The sequence below is a fragment of the Hydrogenophaga sp. GW101-3F08 genome (genome assembly GCF_059424585.1).
On record NZ_JBWKZP010000009.1, the window covers coordinates 186,805 to 206,469 of the forward strand.

General features: G+C 70.2%; 22 protein-coding genes. 10 read left to right on the forward strand and 12 right to left on the reverse strand.

The features are described 5' to 3' along the window. Window positions 1-61 precede the first annotated feature (61 nt). The 3 genes from AC07YZ_RS20710 (at window position 62) to AC07YZ_RS20720 (ending at window position 4,040) form a co-directional block, all read left to right on the forward strand. A complete protein-coding gene (locus AC07YZ_RS20710; protein ID WP_226490400.1) occupies window positions 62-790 on the forward strand; it encodes a response regulator in 729 nt (242 codons plus the stop codon). Next, the gene (locus AC07YZ_RS20715) at window positions 787-2,172 is read left to right on the forward strand and encodes a sensor histidine kinase (RefSeq protein WP_494796147.1); all 1,386 of its coding nucleotides are present in this window, start codon (window positions 787-789) and stop codon (window positions 2,170-2,172) included. Before AC07YZ_RS20710 ends, AC07YZ_RS20715 begins: the two co-directional genes overlap by 4 nt. A gap of 170 nt (window positions 2,173-2,342) precedes the next feature. Continuing rightward, entirely contained in the window at window positions 2,343-4,040 is a 1,698-nt protein-coding gene (locus AC07YZ_RS20720; RefSeq protein WP_494796148.1) for a phosphoethanolamine transferase, read from the forward strand. On the opposite strand, the gene AC07YZ_RS20725 is transcribed toward AC07YZ_RS20720, so the two are convergent. Genes AC07YZ_RS20725 through AC07YZ_RS20735 form a run of 3 tightly spaced genes read right to left on the reverse strand, consistent with a single transcriptional unit; the run spans window position 4,018 to window position 6,478 of the window. Beyond that, window positions 4,018-5,415: a sensor histidine kinase gene (locus tag AC07YZ_RS20725; protein WP_494796149.1), complete on the reverse strand. Its 1,398-nt coding sequence runs from the start codon at window positions 5,413-5,415 to the stop codon at window positions 4,018-4,020. The two genes, AC07YZ_RS20720 and AC07YZ_RS20725, sit on opposite strands and share 23 nt — an antisense overlap. Continuing rightward, window positions 5,412-6,086: a response regulator transcription factor gene (locus AC07YZ_RS20730; RefSeq protein ID WP_226490396.1), complete on the reverse strand. Its 675-nt coding sequence runs from the start codon at window positions 6,084-6,086 to the stop codon at window positions 5,412-5,414. Before AC07YZ_RS20730 ends, AC07YZ_RS20725 begins: the two co-directional genes overlap by 4 nt. A 20-nt stretch (window positions 6,087-6,106) precedes the next feature. Continuing rightward, window positions 6,107-6,478, reverse strand: a complete 372-nt coding sequence (locus tag AC07YZ_RS20735) for a PepSY domain-containing protein (protein WP_226490395.1) — start codon at window positions 6,476-6,478, stop codon at window positions 6,107-6,109. A gap of 131 nt (window positions 6,479-6,609) precedes the next feature. Here AC07YZ_RS20735 and AC07YZ_RS20740 point away from each other — a divergent pair, with 131 nt between their 5' ends. From AC07YZ_RS20740 to AC07YZ_RS20755, 4 genes are all read left to right on the forward strand, one after another. Continuing rightward, window positions 6,610-7,029 carry a DUF1924 domain-containing protein gene (locus tag AC07YZ_RS20740; RefSeq protein ID WP_494796150.1) on the forward strand — a complete coding sequence of 140 codons (420 nt, stop codon included), beginning with the start codon at window positions 6,610-6,612 and terminating at the stop codon, window positions 7,027-7,029. A gap of 32 nt (window positions 7,030-7,061) precedes the next feature. Next, entirely contained in the window at window positions 7,062-7,577 is a 516-nt protein-coding gene (locus AC07YZ_RS20745) for a diheme cytochrome c (RefSeq protein WP_494796151.1), read from the forward strand. Between the two features lie 105 nt (window positions 7,578-7,682). Further along, window positions 7,683-8,465 (forward strand): cytochrome b/b6 domain-containing protein, encoded by a 783-nt coding sequence (locus tag AC07YZ_RS20750; RefSeq protein WP_494796152.1) that lies wholly within the window; start codon window positions 7,683-7,685, stop codon window positions 8,463-8,465. An 83-nt stretch (window positions 8,466-8,548) separates the two neighbouring features. Beyond that, a complete protein-coding gene (locus AC07YZ_RS20755; protein WP_494796153.1) occupies window positions 8,549-8,713 on the forward strand; it encodes a rubredoxin in 165 nt (54 codons plus the stop codon). A 1,145-nt stretch (window positions 8,714-9,858) separates the two neighbouring features. On the opposite strand, the gene AC07YZ_RS20760 is transcribed toward AC07YZ_RS20755, so the two are convergent. After that, on the reverse strand, window positions 9,859-10,236 hold the full coding sequence (locus AC07YZ_RS20760) for a PepSY domain-containing protein (RefSeq protein WP_494796154.1): 378 nt from the start codon (window positions 10,234-10,236) through the stop codon (window positions 9,859-9,861). Between the two features lie 348 nt (window positions 10,237-10,584). Here AC07YZ_RS20760 and AC07YZ_RS20765 point away from each other — a divergent pair, with 348 nt between their 5' ends. Further along, a complete protein-coding gene (locus tag AC07YZ_RS20765) occupies window positions 10,585-11,160 on the forward strand; it encodes a phosphatase PAP2 family protein (protein WP_494796155.1) in 576 nt (191 codons plus the stop codon). Window positions 11,161-11,274: 114 nt separating this feature from the next. Further along, window positions 11,275-12,468, forward strand: a complete 1,194-nt coding sequence (locus AC07YZ_RS20770) for a phosphoglycerate kinase (protein ID WP_494796156.1) — start codon at window positions 11,275-11,277, stop codon at window positions 12,466-12,468. A 33-nt stretch (window positions 12,469-12,501) separates the two neighbouring features. Here AC07YZ_RS20770 and AC07YZ_RS20775 read toward each other — a convergent pair whose 3' ends face one another. From AC07YZ_RS20775 to AC07YZ_RS20810, 8 genes are all read right to left on the reverse strand, one after another. Beyond that, window positions 12,502-13,185: a hypothetical protein gene (locus AC07YZ_RS20775; protein ID WP_226490384.1), complete on the reverse strand. Its 684-nt coding sequence runs from the start codon at window positions 13,183-13,185 to the stop codon at window positions 12,502-12,504. Between the two features lie 29 nt (window positions 13,186-13,214). Then, window positions 13,215-14,036, reverse strand: a complete 822-nt coding sequence (locus AC07YZ_RS20780; protein ID WP_226490383.1) for an SDR family oxidoreductase — start codon at window positions 14,034-14,036, stop codon at window positions 13,215-13,217. Then, the gene (locus tag AC07YZ_RS20785) at window positions 14,033-14,728 is read right to left on the reverse strand and encodes an iron-containing redox enzyme family protein (protein ID WP_494796157.1); all 696 of its coding nucleotides are present in this window, start codon (window positions 14,726-14,728) and stop codon (window positions 14,033-14,035) included. The genes AC07YZ_RS20780 and AC07YZ_RS20785 overlap by 4 nt, the downstream gene beginning before the upstream one ends. A gap of 18 nt (window positions 14,729-14,746) precedes the next feature. Next, the gene (locus AC07YZ_RS20790) at window positions 14,747-16,252 is read right to left on the reverse strand and encodes an AMP-binding protein (protein WP_494796158.1); all 1,506 of its coding nucleotides are present in this window, start codon (window positions 16,250-16,252) and stop codon (window positions 14,747-14,749) included. Further along, window positions 16,249-16,923: a thermostable hemolysin gene (locus AC07YZ_RS20795; RefSeq protein ID WP_494796159.1), complete on the reverse strand. Its 675-nt coding sequence runs from the start codon at window positions 16,921-16,923 to the stop codon at window positions 16,249-16,251. Before AC07YZ_RS20795 ends, AC07YZ_RS20790 begins: the two co-directional genes overlap by 4 nt. An 81-nt stretch (window positions 16,924-17,004) precedes the next feature. Continuing rightward, the gene (locus AC07YZ_RS20800; RefSeq protein ID WP_494796160.1) at window positions 17,005-17,457 is read right to left on the reverse strand and encodes a YbaN family protein; all 453 of its coding nucleotides are present in this window, start codon (window positions 17,455-17,457) and stop codon (window positions 17,005-17,007) included. Further along, the gene (locus AC07YZ_RS20805; protein ID WP_494796161.1) at window positions 17,454-17,864 is read right to left on the reverse strand and encodes a SirB2 family protein; all 411 of its coding nucleotides are present in this window, start codon (window positions 17,862-17,864) and stop codon (window positions 17,454-17,456) included. Before AC07YZ_RS20805 ends, AC07YZ_RS20800 begins: the two co-directional genes overlap by 4 nt. Window positions 17,865-17,948: 84 nt before the next feature. After that, window positions 17,949-19,052 (reverse strand): alkene reductase, encoded by a 1,104-nt coding sequence (locus AC07YZ_RS20810; protein ID WP_494796162.1) that lies wholly within the window; start codon window positions 19,050-19,052, stop codon window positions 17,949-17,951. A 211-nt stretch (window positions 19,053-19,263) separates the two neighbouring features. Here AC07YZ_RS20810 and AC07YZ_RS20815 point away from each other — a divergent pair, with 211 nt between their 5' ends. Continuing rightward, complete coding sequence (locus AC07YZ_RS20815; protein WP_494796163.1) at window positions 19,264-19,650, forward strand: PaaI family thioesterase; 387 nt, start codon at window positions 19,264-19,266, stop codon at window positions 19,648-19,650. The last annotated feature ends 15 nt before the right edge of the window (window positions 19,651-19,665 follow it).

The following is a 19,665-nucleotide window of genomic DNA, read 5'->3' on the forward strand; positions in this document are numbered from 1 at the left end:
TGCTTAAGCGCGCTTCGGATAATGGTTTCTTTTTCACCGGGGCCCAGAGCCCTCTCATGACATGCGCGCACTTGTGGTGGAAGACGATACCGGCATCGCCAGCGGCCTGACCGTGTCGCTGCGTCAGGCCGGTTACGCGGTGGACGTGTGCCAGACCCTGGACGCGGCCTGGGCGGCGCTTTCGGTGGAGCCGTTCGACGTCATGCTGCTCGACCTGGGCCTGCCCGATGGCGACGGGCTGGACCTGCTCGCGCGCCTGCGCCGCCAGCGCGAACCCGCCGCCGGACACGACGCCCTGCCCCACAGCGACATGCCGGTGCTGATCATGACCGCGCGCGACGGCGTGAGCGACCGCATCAGCGGGCTGGACAGCGGCGCCGACGACTACATCGTCAAACCCTTCGACGCCAACGAGCTGCTGGCCCGGCTGCGCGCCATGCTGCGCCGCGCCAGCGGGCGCAGCAAGCCGGTGATCGAGCACGGCGACCTGGTGCTCGACCCGGCCAACCGCACCGTCGAACGCGCGGGCCAGCCGGTGGCCCTGGGCGGACGCGAGTTCGCGCTGCTGCTCACCCTGCTGCAGGCGCGCCCGCAGGTCCTTTCAAAATCGCGGCTGGAGTCGGCGCTGTACGGCTTTGGCGAATCGCTGGAGAGCAACGCGATCGAGGTGCACGTGCACCACCTGCGCCGCAAGCTGGGCGACGCGCTGATCAAGACCGTGCGCGGCGTGGGCTACTTCATCCCGCGCGAGGACGCCCCCCCGGCGCCGGGCAAGGCGGACGCGGCGTGAACCTCGCCTCGACGCCGCGGCCCGCGCGCCAGCCCGTGCTGCGCCGCTACATCCTGAGCTGGACGCTGGGCGCCCTGCTGGTGGTGTGGCTCACGCTGATCGCCGTGGCCGCGGCCACCGGGTTTCGCGAAACCCGCAAGTTCTCGGACGGGCAACTGGTGGCGATGGCCCGCTTGTGGCTCGAAGCGGCGCCCACCGGGACCACCCGCAACAGCATCCCCGAATCGGCCGGGGTGGATCACGAGTACATGCAGGACGTGGCCGTGCTGGCCTGGGAGAACGGCCGCCTGGTGGCCGACACCCACCGCATGGCGCCGGGCCTGAACCTGAGCCGTTTGCCCTTGCACGGGTTTTCCACCGTGACGCTCCAGACCGAACACGGCGTGGGGGAATGGCGCTCCTACGGTGTGCAGCTCAACGTGGGCGGGCGCCAGCGCCGCGTGCTGGCGCTGATGGACATGGACAAGCGCTTCGAGCTCGGCAAGGACATCGCCAAACACGTGGCGCAGCCCGCGATCCTGGTGCTGCCGCTGGTGGCCCTGGTGCTGTGGTGGACCATCCGGCGCGGCCTGCGCCCGCTCGACCGCCTCTCCAGCGAGGTCGAGGCGCTGGACGGTTTTGCCGGCCAGCGGCTGGACACGCAGCACCGCTTCCGCGAGTTCTTCAGCACCGTGGCGGCGATCAACACCCTGGTGGACACGCTGCAGACCCGGGCCCAGCGCGAGCGCGAGTTCGCCTCCGACGTGGCCCACGAGCTGCGCACCCCGCTGTCGGCCATCGCGCTGCAGGCCAGCGCGGCCCAGCACGGCGCCTCGCGCGAGCAACTGGCCCAGCTGGAGCAGGAGGCCCTGCGCGCCGGGCGCATCCTGTCCCAGCTGCTGGACCTGGCCCGGGCGCAACGCACCGGCGCCGACGGCCCGGGCGGCGTCGTGGCGCAAAGCGTGGCCCTGGGCGCCGTCGCCAGCGACCTGATCTCCCGCCACGCGCAACTGGGCTACGAGACCGACCACGAGTTGTCGCTGGTGCAGCCCGCGACCGCGGTGGAAGTCGTGGTGCCGCCCATGCTGCTGGAGCTGGCCTTGCGCAACCTGATCGAGAACGCCTTGCGCCACACCCCGCGCGGCACCCAGGTGTGTGTCGAGGTCTGGCAAACGCCGCAGGCGGTGGGGGTTTCGGTCAGCGACGACGGCCAGCGCGGCGGCCCGCCACCGCTGGACACCAGCCCGCCCGGTGGTGCCCGACTGGCGCCCGCCGACACCTCCGGCCTGGGGCTGGGCCTGCGCCTGGTCGAGCGCATCGCCGAACAGATGGGCGCGGGTTTCGAGCGCGATGCGGGCCAGCCACCCATGACCACGCGCTTTACCCTGCGCTGGAAAAGGTAGGGAAACACCCCCGCCGCGCTGCGGTGAAAGGGCGGCGCCGCGCTCGATAAGGTGGGCTTAATTTCGCCCCTCCAACATGGCAAGGCCAGCATGTGCTGGTGCTTTCGGTCTTGTCCATGCAGGTCACACGGCCCCTTCTTTTTGTCAGCTTCCGCCCGAGCGCGCGCGGCGTGGACACGTCCGTCCCGCCGGCGGACCGGTGGCCGGCGGCTGTGGTCTGGCCGCTGGCGCTCTGGCTTGCCGTGCCGGGCAACCTGCCCTTGTGGCAGCGCATCGCCGGCATGGATGGCAGCCCGGCGCATCGCGTGTGGCTGTTCGCCGGCTTTGCGCTGTTGTTGACCGGCGCCATCGCCGCGCTGCTGTCGCTGCTGGCCTGGCCGCGCCTGTTCCGGCCCGCGGCCAGCGGGTTGCTGCTGGTGGCGGCCTTCAACACCCACTTCATGTGGCAGTACGGCGTCGTGATCGACCCGACCATGTTCGCCAACGTGGTGCAGACCGACGTGCGCGAGGTGCGCGACCTGCTCTCGCTGTCGCTGCTCGCCACCGTGCTGCTGGTGGCGGCGCCGCCGCTGTGGTGGTTGTGGCAGCGCCCGCTGCGCGCGTGCGGCCCGTGGCAACAGACCGCGCGCAACACCGCCGGCGCGCTGGCGGGCCTGGGGCTGGCGCTGCTGATGGCGCTGCTGAGCTACCAGGACCTGGCCTCGCTCATGCGCAACCAGAAGGCGCTGCGCTATATGGCCAACCCGCTCAACACTGTGTACGCCGCCACCCGGCTCGCGGCCGACCAGTGGCCGCGGCAGGCGCACGCGCTGCAGCCCGTGGGCGAAGACGCGCGCCTGGGCGCGAGCTACGCGCAACAGCCGCGCCCGCCCCTGCTGGTGCTGGTGGTCGGCGAGACCGCGCGCGCCGACAACTTCATGCTCGACGGCTACGCGCGCCCCACCACCCCGGCGCTGGCGCGCTGGCAGGCCCAGGGTGATCTGGTGAACTTCAGCCAGGTGCATTCCTGCGGCACCAACACCCAGGTCTCCGTGCCCTGCCTGTTTTCACCGCTCACGCGCCAGCAGGGTGGCGACCGGACCGCCGAGCACGAAAACCTGCTCGACGTGCTGCAGCGCGCGGGCCTGGCCGTGCTCTGGCTGGACAACCAGTCGGGCTGCAAGGGGGTGTGTGACCGCGTGCCACACGCCAGCACCCTGGCGCTCCAGGTGCCCGGGCTGTGCGAAGACGGCGAGTGTTTCGACGACGTGATGCTGCAGGGGCTGGACGAACGCATCGCCGCGCTCGACCCGCAGCGCCGCGCGCGCGGCGTGGTGGTGGTGCTGCACCAGATGGGCAGCCACGGCCCCGCGTATTTCAAGCGCACGCCCGCCAGCCACAAACCGTTCCAGCCCGAGTGCCGCAGCAACACGCTCTCGGACTGCCCGGCGGAGCAACTGATCAACGCCTACGACAACACCGTGGCCTACACCGACCACTTTCTGGACCAGACCCTGCAATGGCTGCAGACCCAGGCCCAGAGCGGGCGCCACGACACCGGCCTGATCTACCTGTCGGACCACGGCGAGTCGCTGGGCGAAAACGGGCTGTACCTGCACGGCGTGCCCTACAGCTTCGCGCCCGAACAGCAGACCCATGTGCCCATGGTGGCCTGGCTCTCGCCGGGGCTGCGCGAGCGCTCAGGTCTTTCGCTGGACTGCCTGCGCGGCCACGCTGCCGACCCGATCTCGCACGACCACTTCTTCCATTCGGTGCTGGGCCTGATGGACGTGCACACCCAGGCCTACCGGCCGACGCTCGACGCCCTGGCGCCCTGCGTGGCGCCGCACGTGCAGGCCGTCGAGGTCAAGCCGCCATCGGCAGGCTGAGCGTCACCCGCAGCCCGCCCAGCGTGGAGCGCTGCAGCCGCAGCTGGCCGCCGTAGAGCTGCGCCAGCTCGTCCACGATGGCCAGACCCAGGCCGGAGCCGGGCACGGTTTCGTCCATGCGCACCCCGCGCGCGAGCACCGCGGCGCGGGCGGCTTCGGCGATGCCCGGCCCGTCGTCTTCCACCGCCACGCACAGCCCGTCGACCGTGGCCGTGGCGCTGATCCGCACCGTGGCGCGCGCCCACTTGCAGGCGTTGTCGAGCAGGTTGCCCAGCATCTCCTGCAGGTCCTGCTCTTCGCCCGCGAAGGCCAGCGCGTCGGGCACGCCCGTGGTGTCGATCCGCAGCCCGCGCGTGGCGTGCACCCGCCGCATCACGCGCACCAGCCCGGCGGCCACCGGCGCCAGCGGCGTGCGCAGGCCGGGCAGGCGCTGCGCGGCCGCGGCGCGCGAGCGCGCGAGGTGCCAGTCGATGTGGCGGCGCGCGGTGGCCACCTGTTCCTGCACCAGCCGCGCCAGCGCCGCGTCGCCCGGGCTGGCCTGCAGCGACTGCGCGGCCGCTTGCCCCAGCACCGCCAGCGGGGTCTTGATGGCGTGCGCCAGATTGCCGGCGTGGGTGCGCGCGCGCGCCACCACCTCGGCGTTGCGCTCCAGCACGCCGTTGAAATCGTCGATCAGCGGCTGCACCTCGGCCGGAAAGCGGCCCTGCAACCGCGCCGCCTGCCCCTCGCGCACCTGGGCCAGCGCGCGCTGCAGGGCGCGCAGCGGCGACAGCCCCACCGCCACCTGCGCCAGCGCGGCCAGCACCAGCAGCAGGCCCAGCACCAGCAAGGACGTGGCGAGCACGCCGTTGAAACGCGCCACGGCCTGCAGGCTGTCCTGCGTGTTGGCCGCCACCACCAGCCGCCAGCGCGCCTCGGGCCGCTCGTCCGGGCGCACCGTGCGCTCCAGCATCAGCACCGCCGCGCCTTGGGGCCCAGTGCCTTCGTGCGCGTGCAGCGCGCCGTCGGCCAGATCGTCGGGGTGCAGTTCCAGCCGGGTGTCCCACAGCGAGCGCGAGCGCAGCACGCTGCTGCGCGCCTGGCCGTTGGTGCTCATCTGGTCGATCTGCCAGTACAGCCCCGAATACGGCTTGTGCCAGCGCGGGTCCGACAGCGTCCGCGGGTCGATCAGCGGTTGCCCGGCGGCGTCGAACTCCAGCCGCGCGGTGAGCTGGTCGAGCTGCTGGGTCAGGCTGGCCTCGAACTGGCGCATCACGTGCTGGCGGAACAGGCCCGCGAGCCCCCAGCCGGCGAGCAGCAGGGCCAGCGCCAGCGCCACCAGCGTGGCCGCGAGCAGGCGGAAACGCAGGGAGCGGGTCCAGCGCACGCGGTTCATGGTGGCGGGGGTGGGGGCGGGACCAGCCGGTAGCCCAGCCCGCGCACGGTCTCGATGCAGGCCTGGGGCAGCTTCTTGCGCAGCCGGCCCACGAACACCTCGATGGTGTTGGAGTCGCGGTCGAAGTCCTGGGCGTAGATGTGTTCGACCAGTTCGCTGCGCGAGACCACCGTGCCCGGGCGGTGCATCAGGTAGGCCAGCACCTTGTACTCATGGCTGGTCAGGGTCACGGGCTGGCCGTCCAGCGTGACGCGGCCGCTGCGCGTGTCCAGCGCCAGCGCGCCGCACTGCAGCACCGGCGAGGCCTGCCCGCTGGCGCGGCGGATCAGCGCGCGCAGGCGCGCCAGCAGCTCTTCCAGGTGGAAGGGCTTGGTCAGGTAGTCGTCGGCGCCGGCGTCGATGCCGGCCACCTTCTCGTGCCAGTTGTCGCGCGCGGTCAGGATCAGCACCGGCATCGTGCGTCCCGCGTCGCGCCAGCGCTTGAGCACCGACAGCCCGTCGAGCACCGGCAGGCCCAGGTCGAGCACCACCGCGTCAAACGCCTGCGTGTCGCCCAGGTAGTGGGCCTCGCGCCCGTTGTCGGCCTCGTCCACCGCGTAGCCCGCGTCCACCAGGCCCGTGCGCAGCTGCGCACGCAGGGTGGGTTCGTCTTCGACCAGCAGGATGCGCATGGGGTGGGGCAGGGTGGTTCTCAGCGGGGCGGGCGATGTCCGTCAATGCCATTGTGATCGCGGCGCTTGCTGCGCAGCACGTCGGCGGTCCGCGCGTCGAGCAGCAGCTTGAGCAGCCGCCCGTCCGCTTGCAGCAGTTTGATTTCGTAGAGCCAGCGCTCGCCGTCGTGCTCCAGCTCCACTTCCAGCACCTGGCCCGGGTGTTCGCGCTCCAGCCGCTCCAGCACCGTGCGCAGGGGCAGCACCTGCCCGGCCTGCACCGCCTGCCGCGCGCGCTCGTGGTCGTCCTCGCCGCGCGCCCAGGCGGCGGTGCCGCCCGCCCACAGCGCGGCCACGGCCACGGCGCAGGCCACGAAGCGGCGGGTGCGGGGAGCGGTGGGGTTCGAGGGCATGGCGCGATTGTCGGGCCGGCATTCTGAACGGCAAATGAACACGCTCTTCAGACAGGGTTCAAGCGGCCTTTCCAACAATGCCACCCATCGCGATCCCGTTCCCCAACCCCTCTTCGGAAAGCCCCCCAACCATGACCCCGATCCGTCCCTCCTTCATCCGCACCGGCCTCACGGCCATCGCCCTGGGCAGCGCCTTGTTGTCCCCCGTTGCCCAGGCCGCCGACACCTCGGCCGCCGAGCAGCTGCAGCGCTGGAGCGCGCAGGCCGGCAGCCCCGGCAACGCCGGCAAGGGCCAGGTCTTTTTCAACAACCGCCAGGGCGGCGAGTGGTCCTGCGCGTCCTGCCACGGCACGCCGCCCACCACCCAGGGCAAACACGCCAACACCGGCAAGGTGATCGCGCCGCTCGCGCCGGCCTTCAACCCCAAGGCGTTCACCGACATGGCGAAAGTCGACAAGTGGTTCAAGCGCAACTGCAACGACGTGCTCAGCCGCGAATGCAGCGCCGGCGAAAAGGCCGACGTGCTGGCCTACCTGAACAGCCTGAAATGACCGCCGGTCCACCCCGGCCTCTGGAGAACCCCATGAACACCCATCGCAACCTCCGATCCCTGCTCCTGACCGCTGGCCTGGGTCTGGTCGCGCTGTCGGCCGCGCACGCCGACAGCGGCCGCCTGCTGCCGCGCAACGTGCCGCAGGCCTACACACAGGAATGCGCCGCCTGCCACACCGGCTACGCCCCGGGCATGCTGCCCGCCCGTTCGTGGCAACGCATCATGAGCGGGCTCGACCGGCACTACGGCACCGACGCCTCGCTCGACGCCGCCACCGTGCAGCAGCTGACCACCTGGCTGGTGGTCAACGCCGGCACCTACAAGCGCGTGGCCGAGGCACCGCCCGAAGACCGCATCACCCGCTCGGCCTGGTTCGAGCGCAAGCACGACGACATCGCCCCGTCCGTCTGGAAGCTCGCCAGCGTGAAGAGCGCGGCCAACTGCGCGGCCTGCCACACCGGCGCGGACAAGGGCGACTACGACGACGACAACCTGCAGTTCCCGGCCGGGCTCGACGCCCGTTCGCGCCGGGCCTGGAACGACTGAGCCACGGAGCAACACCATGTCCCCCCACGTTCGACACCTCATGTCATCACCGCCCCCCAAGGGGGCACAAGCCGCCTTGGAGGCGGCTCGCCAGGAGGCCTGATCATGCAAGTCAACCCCCCTTTCCATGCCGCTTCCAGCCCGCCACGCGCCACCACCGCGTCGCGCCGCCTGGTCACCGATGCGCCCACGCGCATGTTCCACGGGCTGTTCGCCCTGAGCTTTCTGGGCGCCTACCTCACCGCCGACGGTGAACACTGGCGGTTGCTGCACGTCACCCTGGGCTACACCATGGCCGGCCTGCTGGTGTTTCGCGTGCTCTACGGCCTGTTCGGCCCGCGCCAGGCGGGGCTGGGCCTGCTGTGGCGCAAGCTCGGCGCCGCGCCGGCCTGGCTGCGCTCGATCCGCGCGGCCGTGCCCCGGCGCTCGTTGGCCGGCGTCAACGGGCGCCAGGGCCAGAACCTGCTGATGGCGCTGGCCGTGGTGGCCCTGCTGGCGCTGGTGGTGCCAATCACCCTCAGCGGCTACGGCACCTACAACGACTGGGGCGACGTGCTCGGCGGCGACTGGCTCGAAGAGCTGCACGAATTCTTCGGCGAAGCCATGCTGTTCGTGGTGCTGGCCCACCTGGCGCTGATCGGGGTCCTGAGCCTGCTGCGCCGCAAGAACCAGGCCCTGCCCATGCTGAGCGGCCGCGTCGAAGGCCCGGGGCCCAGCCTCGTGCAACACAACCGCCGCTGGCTCGCAGCCCTGCTGCTGATCGCGGTGCTGGCCTACGGCGCCTGGGAATGGCAGCAGTCGCCCAAGGGGCTGGTGTCCGCCCAGGCCATGAGCAGCCTCACAGCGGGCGACAACCGGGGAGGCGGCGGCCATGACGACGACGATTGACCTTGAGGTCCGTTCGATTCCGCGCCATCCGATCCCCCTCTTTCCACCCCCTGTTTGAAGAAATCTGAAGAAAGGCATCCCCCATGAACTGCTATCTCTGCGTGGTCTGCGGCTTTTTCTACGACGAGGCCGCCGGCCGGCCCGAGGACGGCATCCCGCCCGGCACCCGCTGGGTCGACGTGCCGGAAGACTGGCGCTGCCCCGAGTGCTCGGTGGGCAAGGCCGATTTCGTGGTCAGTGCGGTTTGACGTTCGAAGGGTGGCCAGGAGCGATAGCTCTTGGACGTCTCCCTCGAGGGGGGTTACGCCTCGCCTCGGGGGTGCTTGAAGCCAAGTGCGGCCGCGATAGCGCTAAAGACTGGGGATAGGACGCAGGCCAGTCCGAACGCGGCCATGTCCGGCAGATCGCAAGCCGGACGATCTGCGGGGCAGGTGAATAGATGAGACAAAAGCGAGAAGACAGCTACACCAAATACTGGCAGGCCGAGAACAAAGATGAAGGCTGAAGTAAGAGTGCGACGGAGATTCGACGTTTTCGGCGTCGCTTTCCGCGCGGAACCACTTCTTTGAGCTTGATCTTGCTTCATATCGCAGTGACAACCTCTATTTCTTCCGGTCTAAGACAGAACCACTTGCCTTGACGATTTGCGCCAAACCACAGATATCCAAACTGATCGATTTCGAGGCGGCGAAACACGGGGGTGAAGCCGATTGGCCAAACACGACGGCTACTTCCCTGTGACGGAACGCGCACCGCATTTGATTCGACAGGCGCTGGACCTACCTCAGGCATTGGTGTTTCGGCGCCGTAGAAGCCAAGTCGCTGCGGCAGAGTAGGAGACACACGCAAGCAAGAAGCTTGCGCAGAACGCGACGAAGTTGAGCGGTGTTCCTTCGTAGATGGGGGCCTCACTGGTTCCGATGTTGTGCTTTGGAACCATTCCCTGAAGCAGGGTGTTTGGCCAGTAGATGACTGCGGCTGCGGATTCGTACCCTGCATTCGCCAAGACTGCGGCCAATACAGACGTCGCGAGCGTCAAGACCGCGCCGGTAGAAGCGGCTATCCATAAGGTACTTCGGGGGTGAGTCATGATGCCCAATTTTGATGTCGTTCGTGTTTTAACGAATACCCACACTCACGCAAAACAACATGGTGAGGCACCTTTCCAAACATGTCTGCATTCATACAGTTGCCCCAGCATGCTGCATGTCTGATCAGGCATAACGGATCGGGCAAAGTTCGTGCCTGTGTTGCTGCGCCTTTGGTGTCCAAACGCTTATTGGACCAAGTGCGAGAGCGCATCCGCGATGGGCACTATAGCCCTTAGACCGTCAAGAGCGGCCTGAATGGGCGCGGGGTTTGCACTGTGCCCGACCCAGCCAGCCCAACAAGGCTACCGGCCCGTGGGCAGTGTCCCCGACGCCTCGGGCTGTCCCGTCGGCTGCGGGCCCACCGGCGTGGGCGGGGGCACGCGGGTCAGGCGCACGGTTTCTCCGGTGACGGGGTGCCGGTAGGCCTCCACCACGGTGCCGTCTTTTTCCACCGCGTAGAACTCGTGGCAGTTGCCGCGGGAGATCTTGAAGCGCACCAGCAGGTACCGGGGCGCGTCGAACGCGGCCCGGGCCTGCTGCTCCGACATCCATTGCGAGCGCGGCAGCTGGGTGCAGACCACCTTTTCGGCGGGGGTGCTGGCCATGGCGTGGCCGCCCCAGGCGGCCGCGAGGGCGATGAGCCAGGCCGTTGTGGCGCGAAGGGGTGTTGTGTTGATCATGTCCAGGGTCTCCTGTCCGTAGAGCAAAAAAAGGGATGAATCCGGCGTGGCTGCTCAGCCGCGCGAGGGGTTTCGCGCGGATCGCGGCCCTTGGGGAACCTCCTGAAAAGGATGAAAAACAAAGACAAATTCACAAAGTCCGATGGGCCGGGGCCGATGGTGAGTTGTTAAAATTTGTGCCTGCTTAAGTCCAGGGGATTTCCTGGGGTGTGGCCCGCGATAAGCGCCGCATAAGCTGGACCGCATAAGGTCCTGATGGCGCATCAACCCGGTTGGAGACCTTCACCCCATGCAGCGAACCCCCCAGCAAGCTCCCTGCGAGCGCACCGGCCACCGGGAAGCGCGACCATGAGCGAGCTTCACCAATCGCTTTTTCTCTGGTTGAACCTGTCGCCGCTGACGAGCCCTTGGGCCCTGTCGCTGGCGCGTTTCGCCTCGGTCCAACTGCCCGCTTTTGCGCTCGTGTTCGCGCTCAGCGTGGCCGTGGTGGGCGAGTCCCGCTGGCGCACCACGGCGCGCCAGATGCTGCTGGCCATGGCCCTGGCCTGGCTGGTGGCGCGCTGCATCCAGTGGGCGCTGCCGATGCCGCGGCCCTTCGTTCTGGGCCTGGGGCACCGCTGGCTGGAGCACTCCCCCACCCCGAGCTTCCCGAGCAGCCACGCCAGCGTGGCCATGGCCCTGGGCGTGGTGGGCTGGTTGTCGGCGCCGCACGGCATCGGGCGCGTGCTGTTGCTGACGACGGGCGTGCTGGTCGCCTGGAGCCGGGTCGCGCTGGGCCTGCATTTCCCGGTCGATGTGCTGGCCGGGGGCCTGCTGGCCTCGGTGCTGGCCTGGATCGTGGTGCACCGCTGGAGCCAGGGCCGGGCGTGGCTCGCCGGCGTCAGGGCCGAGGCCCCCGAAGCCCTGCCCCAGCGCCTGGACTGAGGGCGCGCCTCCGCCGCGGCCACCGGCGGCGGCAGTGCCTACAATTTGCGCTGCGCGTTTCGCACCCGCGCTCCCGCATCCCCGCAGCACCGCTGCCCGCTCAAGGCACCACCCATGCAATTCATCCGCTTTTCCGACCTCTGTTCCAGCGGCCAGGCCGCTGGCCGACGCGTCTTCATCCGCGCCGACCTCAACGTGCCCCAGGACGACGACGGCAAGATCACCGAAGACACCCGCATCCGCGCCAGCATCCCCGCCATCCAGATGGCGCTGGACGCCGGTGCCGCCGTCATGGTGACCAGCCACCTGGGCCGCCCCACCGAAGGCGAGTTCAAACCCGAAGACTCCCTGGCCCCCGTGGCCGCGCGCATGGGTGAACTCATGGGCCGCAGCATCCGCGTGGTGAGCGACTGGGTCGATGGCGACTTCTCCGTCGCCCCGGGCGAGCTCGTGATGCTGGAGAACTGCCGCCTCAACGTCGGCGAGAAAAAGAACAAACCCGAACTCGCGGCCAAGCTCGGCAAACTCTGCGACATCTTCGTGCACGACGCCTTCGGCACCGCGCACCGCGCCGAAGGCACGACCTACGGCATCGCCGAGACCGCCCCCATCGCCTGCGCCGGCCCGCTGCTGGCGGCCGAGATGGACGCCATCGGCAAGGCCCTGGCCAACCCGAAGCGCCCGCTGATCGCCATCGTCGCCGGCAGCAAGGTCAGCACCAAGCTCACCATCCTGCAGGCCCTGGCCAAGAACGTGGACGGCCTGATCGTCGGCGGCGGCATCGCCAACACCTTCATGCTCGCCGCCGGCCTGAAGATCGGCAAGAGCCTGGCCGAGCCGGACCTGCTGGGCGAAGCCACGGCGGTGATCAACGCCATGAAGGCGCGCGGCGCCGCGGTACCGATCCCGACCGACGTGGTCTGCGCCAAGAGCTTCAGCCCCGACGCCGTGGCCACCGTGAAAGCCGCCACCGACGTGGCCGACGACGACCTGATCCTGGACATCGGCCCGCAGACCGCGCAGCTGCTGGCCGAACAGCTCAAGCAGGCCGGCACCATCGTCTGGAACGGCCCGGTGGGTGTGTTCGAGTTCGCGGCGTTCGAGAACGGCACCAAGACCATCGCGCACGCGATTGCCGAATCCAGCGCCTTCAGCATCGCGGGCGGTGGCGACACCCTGGCCGCGATCGCCAAGTACGGCATCGAGAAGGACGTGGGCTACATCTCCACCGGGGGTGGGGCCTTCCTGGAAGTGCTGGAGGGCAAGACCTTGCCGGCGTTCGAGGTGCTGGCGCGGCGCGCGGCCTGACGCCTGGGCCGGCGGGCGGCCCCCACCCCGGCCTCAGTGCCCCTTCACCTTCTCCAGCAACTGGCGCACCTCTTCGCGGCGGCCACTGTCGGCGATCTGGCGGCCGGCGCGGGCGGGGGCTTGCAGCGCACGCTCCAGGTAGGGCGTGGCTTCTTCCGGGTGGCCGGTTTCCACCAGGTATTCCGCGAAGAAGTAGTTGGGGTCGATGCCCTGGGCGTTGATGCTCAGGGCCTTTTGCAGCAGCTCGCGCGCCTTGTCCTTGTCGCCAAAACCGATGGGCCAGCCCGGCACCTTGTAATACAGCACGCCCAGGCTGTTGTAGGCCGAGCCGTCGAGCACGTTGCCGTCGATGTGGATGGCGGCCTCGTACAGGCGCTTGGCCTGTTTCACCAGCGGCAGTGCGCCCAGCCCGCCTTTTTCGCCGGCCCATGAGCTGACGATGATGCCTTCCCACACCAGCGGTTCGGCGCGGCCGACGAAGCCTTCGCTGATCTTGCGGGCCTTGGCCGCCAGCGCCTCGAAGCGCTTCTCGCGTTCGCTGGGTACGGTCTGGTAGCGCGTCACTTCCCAGTCGTGCTGCAGTTCTTTGACGGCGTCTTCCACGCCCGCGGCGTGGCCGGCGAAGGGCAGGGCCAGGGCGGCGCTGGCCAGCAGGGCGGTGATCCAGTGGCGGCGCGTGGCGGGCACGGCGGTGCCCAGGGGGGTGTGGTGGTTCATGGGGACAAGCTCCAGGGAGACAACGGGGTTCACGAAGGAAGGGCGCCAGCGGTCAACGCGGGCGCGGGCGGCAGGCTGTGGCGGTGCTTGCGGAAGCTGCCGTCGAGCCAGGTGGGCAGCACGCCGTTGAGGCGCACCGCGATTTTTTCGGGGAAGCCCAGAAAGCGTTCGGCGCTGCCGTCTTCCAGCAGGCGCAGGATTTCGCGGGCCACGTCCGCGGGCGGGTCCATGGCGGTGCCGGTGGCCTGGTTGTAGGCCGCCACGTCGGCGTTGTTGAAGCCGGTTTCGGTGCTGCGCGGCCCGATGTACTGCACGCGCACCGGGGTTTCGGCCAGCTCGCGGCGCAGGGCCTCGGCGAAGCCGTGCAGCCCGAACTTGCTGGCGCTGTACACGCTGAAACCGGGCAGGCCGATGCGGCCCAGCGCGGAGCCCACGCAGATCACCTGCGCGGCGGGTTGCTGGAGCAGGTGCCCGAGCAGCGCGCGGGTGAGCAGCATGGGCGCGAGCAGGTTGGTCTGCAGCACCGCCTGCATGTCGGCGGCGCTTTGCGACTGCAGGCGGCCGAAGGCGGGCAGGCCGGCGCCGTGCAGCACCACGTTGCAGCCCCAGATGGCGGCCTCGGCGGCGAGCCGGTCGATGTCGGCGGCGCTGGTCAGGTCGCAGGCGCGCCAGCCGATGTGCGCGGTGGGGGCGCCCGCGGCCACCAGTTCGCGCGCCTGGCTCTCCAGGCGCTCGGGCGAGCGGCCCACCAGCAGCAGCGATGCGCCTGCGCAGGCCAGGGTGCTGGCCGTGGCGCGGCCAATGCCGCCGCCAGCACCGGTGAGCACGATGCGGGCCTGGGCGGCCCTCATGCCAGGGCTCCGGCCCGCTCGGGCATGGCTTCTGCAGGCGCCTGCGGCAGCGGCAGGCCACGGAACACGTCGCCATAGAGGCGGAAGAAGGCGCGCGCGCCGTGCACGATGGCGACCTGGTCCTGCGGGTCGTCGATGCGGTCCATCAGCAGGGCGAAGTGGGCCGTGTGCTCTTGGTCCAGCGTGCCGTGCGAGCGCAGGTAGCTGAAGGCGGCGTCGGGCAGGTTCAGCGGTTTCTGGATCTGGTCGGCGGCCAGCAGGGCGAGCGAGACGCTGGTGCCTTCGAGCACGTGCACCATGCCGAAGAAGCCCAGCGGGTTGCGCCGCGCGATGGTGTCATAGGCGTAGGCCACCATCACCTCGGTGGCGTGGGCGGGCTGGCCGTGGCGCACCGCTTCGGCGTCGCCGCCGCAGGCGCGGATGTCGTCCAGGATCCACTCGTCGTGGCCGCGCTCTTCTTCCACGTATTCGTCCATGGCGTCGTTCAGCCAGGCGTGGTGCGGCGGCAGCGCGGCCTTGCAGGCCTGCAGCAGCGGCACCGTGTGGCTCACGTGGTGGTAGGCCTCGCGCAGAAAGGCCTGGTAACTCGGCAGCGAGACCACGCCTTGCAGGCAGCCCTGGATGATGGGCGCGCTCAGCAGGCCCATGCGGGCCAGTTCGGTTTGTTGCTGCAGTTGGGCGAAGAAACTCATGGTTCGGGTCCTTGGAATTCAGGGGGTTTCACACGCCGCGGCGGCCAGCGCGTCGGCGTGTTGGGCCAGGATGGCCGGGCGTTGCGGGCGGCCGTTGGCGGTGGCCAGACCGGTCTCGACCGTGAAGGCCGCGCCAGCGCGCACCCAGTGCCCCACGCGGGCGTAGTCGGGCAGGGTCTGGTTGGCCGCGTCCACGGCGGCCTGCAGCTCGGCGTCGCTCGTGGCGGGGTGCATGGGCCAGAGCACGGCGCTGAGCGCGGCCTGCGCTTCGCCGAACACCACCGCCTGTGCGATGGCGCTTTCGCTGCGCAGGGCGGTCTCCACCCATTCGGGCGAGACGTTGCGGCCGTAGGCCGTGATCAGCACGTGTTTCTTGCGGCCGCGCACGTGGACAAAACCCTCGGCGTCGATCTCGCCCAGGTCGCCGCTGGGCCACCACGCGGGCACCGGGGATGGGTCGCCGAGGTAGCCCGCGAACAGGCTGCCGCGGATCTCGATTTCGCCGTCCGCCGCCAGGCGCAGCTGCGCGTGGGGCAGCGCCCGGCCGACGCTGCCGGGGCGGTCGGCGCCGGGCAGGTTCAGCGTCTGCACCGAGGCGCCTTCGGACAGGCCGTAGCCTTCGTGCGCGGGGATGCCCACCGCGCGCGCCGCCTGGATCAGCGCCGCGCCCACCGACGCGCCGCCCACCGCGACCATCCGCAGCGAAGCGGGGGCGCGCTGCTGGTGGTGCCGCAGCCAGCCGGCCCAGGCGCGCAGCATCTGCGGCAGCAGGATCAGGCTGTGTGGCTGGTGCCGCTCCACCGCGGCCTGCAGGCAGGCCGCGTCGAAACGGGACGAGCCTTGCAGGCCCACCTCGGCCAGCGGCAACACGATGCATTCGGCACCCTGCGACAGCGGCGCCATCAGGCCGGCGATGTTTTCCAGCAGCACCGCGAAGGGCAGCGCGCACAGGTGGCGCGTGATGCCTAGCGGCTGCAGCGCCTGCGCCAGGCCGTCGGCCACGCGGCGCATCGCCGGGCCGCTCAGGCACACGCCCTTGGGGGTGCCGGTGGTGCCGGAGGTGAAGGTGATCTTGGCCGTGCCGGCGGGCAGGGGCACCGCCGTGGCGGGCAGCCGCAGCAGCGTCAGCGGCTGGCCCGCCACCTCGCAGGGCAGGGGCGTCGCCCGCGGCCAGAGCGCCGCCAGGGGGGCGCCGGTGAGCACGCCGTTCACGCCGGCGGCGCGGGTGGCGTGCGCCATCTGCGCCGGGGTGAAGAACACTGGCAGTGGCACGTGCACCAGGCCGGCCTGCGCGGCGGCCAGATCGGCCACCACCCAGGCGGGGCTGTTGTCCATGACGGTGGCCAGCACCCGGGTGCCCTGGTCGCGCAGGGTCCGGGCCAGCGCGGCCACCTGGGCCTGGAGCGCGGCGTGGTCGATGCGGCGTTGCCCGTCGTTGAGCGAGGCGCCTGCGGCCAGTGCGTTCATCGGGGAAGCGTCGTCTTGTGGGGAGGGGTGGGGGCTGCTCACAGGATCACCCTTCATGCCAGCTTCTCTTGCGCGTTGCGCAGCCCTTCAGCGGGCCGGGCGTTCTCGCGGCGCTGCAGCAGGCGCAGCGCCTGCTGCATCTGCCCGGCCAGCACCACGGGGTGGTGGTCGTAGTAGCTGCCCCACTGCCGCGCGTCGTCGCCAAGCGCGGCCGGGTCGGCGCGGCCCAGGGCCTGCGGCGTGATGCCCAGCCGCACGAACAGATGGCGCAGCTCTTCGGTGAGCGTGCCCACCACCCACTGCGCGCCTTCGGCCGCCAGGTGATGGCCCAGCAGGAAGATCAGGCGCCGGCCCTCGCCCGCGCGCTGCGCGGCCAGGTGGCCGACTTCAACGATGCCCGCGCGCTCGGGCGGGGTGTGGCCCGGCGTGGCCAGCAGCGACTCGATCGGAGCCTGCAGGTAACGCTCCAGAAACAGGGTGGCATGCCGCGCTGGCCGGTAGCCCGCGGCGGCCACGATGCCGCCGTCCAGCGGGTCGCGCAGGCTCACCAGCGTGGGCGCGAAGTGGGTGACCTGGGCGCCGAAGCGGCGCGCATACACCTGCGCGATGAAAGCCTCCACCTGCGGGCGCAGCGGGTCGCCCAGGCCGTGCGCCGTCAGGCGGGGCGCGCGCGCGGGCGGGTTGGCGGGGCTTGGCAACCCGAGGTTGCGCACGGACGAAAACAACACGGGACACACTCCTTGAGACCAGCCCGCGTGGATTCGCGGGCTGTCTGGGGGGCATGGTGGTGGCGCTGGATTAAGTCCAGCTTATCGGGGTGTTTTCCCGACGGACGGCGCCATGGTGGGGGGCCGGCGGGTGGGGATGCGCAGCACCACCCAGGCGCCCACGGCCGCGGTGGCCGCCAGCACCAGCTGCAGCGCCAGCCGGCCGCGAAAGCTCCAGATCGAGACGCTCACCATCACCGCCATGGACACCAGGGCCACGGTCTTGCTGCGCCGGGTCAGGCTGCGGTCGCGCTCCCAGTCGCGCAGCATGGGCCCCATCCAGCGGTGGTTGAGCAGCCAGCGGTGCAGGCGCGGCGAGGCCTTGGCGTAACAGGCCGCGGCCAGCAGCACGAAGGGCGTGGTGGGCAGGCCGGGCAGCAGCACCCCGAGCAGGCCCAGCGCCAGCGAGACCGAGCCCGCCAGCCAGAGCAGCCAGCGCACCGCGCGCGAGGCGTGCGGCGTGGGTGGCGGGTTGGTGTCGGGGCTGGCGTTCATGGTGCCCACCAGCCCAGCGGGTGGTGGTTCAGGGCGATCGAGGCCATGAACGACACGCACAGCAGCGCGGCCGCGAAACACAGGGCCCGCGCGCCGCGTGTGGGCGCGCGCTGGAGCGCCAGCGTGCCCAGCACGATGTACACCACGAGCAGCATCAGCTTGACGAGCAGCCAGTGGTTTTGCAGGGGGTTCAACTGCAGCAGCCACCACAGTGTGCCGCCCGCGAGCAGCAGCAACGAGTCGACGACCGGGGCCAGGCCGCGCGCCCAGTCCGCCATGGGCCAGCCCCGGCCCGCCAGCACACCCAGGCCGCGCGCCGTGAACAGCGCCACGCTGGTGCTCACCAGGCCGATGTGGACCGGCAGCAGCCAGGGGTAGATCGCGGCGGTGAGTTCGGGCGAAGGCATGGGTCAGGCAGGGGCGCAAAAGCCCGGCCATCATAGGCGCCCGAACGGCTGGCGCGGGATGGAACCCCCAACGGTGTCAGGCCCTCAGCCGGCGAGCGGGGGGTAGTCGGTGTAGCCTTCTTCGCCACCGCCGTAGAAGGTGCTGCGGTCCGGTTCGTTGAACGGGCCGCCCGCGCGCAGGCGCGCCACCAGGTCCGGGTTGGCGATGAAGGCCTTGCCAAAGGCCACCAGGTCGGCGCCGTCGGCCAGCGCCTGCTGGGCCAGCGGCAGGTCGTAGCCGTTGTTCACCATCCAGGCGCCCTGGCCGCCGGCCGCGCGGTAGACGGCCTTGAGCTCGGCGTAGTCGAACGGGCGCTCGGGCAGATCGCGTGGGCCGCCGGTGGCGCCCTCGATCAGGTGCAGGTAGGCCAGGTTCAGCGGCGCGAGCTTGCGCGCCACGTGGTCGAACAGCGACTGCGGATCGGCGTCGGTCACATCGTTCGCCGGCGTCACTGGCGAGAGCCGGATGCCGGTGCGCCCGCCCCCGATGGCCTCGGTCACGGCGCGGGCCACTTCGAGCAGGAAGCGCGCGCGGTTGGCGATGCTGCCGCCGTAGTCGTCCCGGCGGTGGTTGCTGCCGGTTTTCAGGAACTGGTCGATCAGGTAGCCGTTGGCGGCGTGGATCTCCACCCCGTCGAAACCGGCGGCGATGGCGTTGAGCGCCGCGTGGCGGTAGTCCATCACGATGCCGGGAATCTCCTCGGGGTCGAGCGCGCGCGGATCGGAGGTTTCCACGAAGGTCGGCACACCGTCCTTGATCAGCACGGTTTTGGTGTGGGCGCGGATGGCCGAGGGCGCGACGGGCTTGGCAAAGTGCGGTTGCAGATCGGTGTGCGAGACGCGGCCCACGTGCCAGAGCTGCACCACGATCTTGCCCCCGGCGTCGTGCACCGCCTGCGTCACGCGCTTCCAGCCGTCGAGCTGCTCGATGCCGTACAGACCGGGCACGTCGGCATAGCCCTGGCCCTGCTGGGTGATGGCGGTGGCCTCGGTGATCAGCAGGCCCGCGCTGGCGCGCTGGGCGTAGTACTCGGCCATCAGCGGCGTGGGGATGGCGTCGGGCGCGCGGTTGCGCGTGAGCGGCGCCATGACGATGCGGTTGGCGAGCCGGAGATCGCCAACGGTGGTGGGGTCGAAGAGGGTGGTCATGGCGGGGGGAGGCAGGAATGGAGGTGCGGCCCAGTCTACGCCTCACAGCCCGTGCGGGCGGTCGCCGACGGACGGTGACCCCACGGAGGGTGTTTCATAAAGTGATGTCAACGTTGGCGCTGTGCAAAATGACGATCACGTTGCCCCGCCAGTTCCGGTCGGATCTTGGGGTTTTGCACGGCGTCGTTGGTTTGCCAGAAAGGTGCGGGTGATGGAGCTTCCCTTTGTCAATCACGTTGGCGTTCGCATCGAGCAGCAGGATGGCGGGCGCAGCCGATGCACGCTGCTGGTCGAGGGCCATCACTTCAACTCGGCAGGCATCGTCCATGGCGGTGCGCTCTTCACCCTCGCCGACACAGCGATGGGCGCCGCGCTCTACCCGACGCTCGCTCTTGGCGAGGGCTGCGCGACGATCGAGATCAAGATCAGCTACTTCAAGCCCGTGCTGGCCGGCGCCCTGGTCTGTACCGGCGAGATCGTCAACCGGAGCAGGACGGTCGCCAGTCTTGAGGCCTGCATACAGGCCGGCGAGGTGCTGGTCGCCAAGGCGAGCGGTACCTTTGCCGTCTTCCTGCGCAAGGGCGAACCCGCAAGTTGACACCCCATCAGGGAA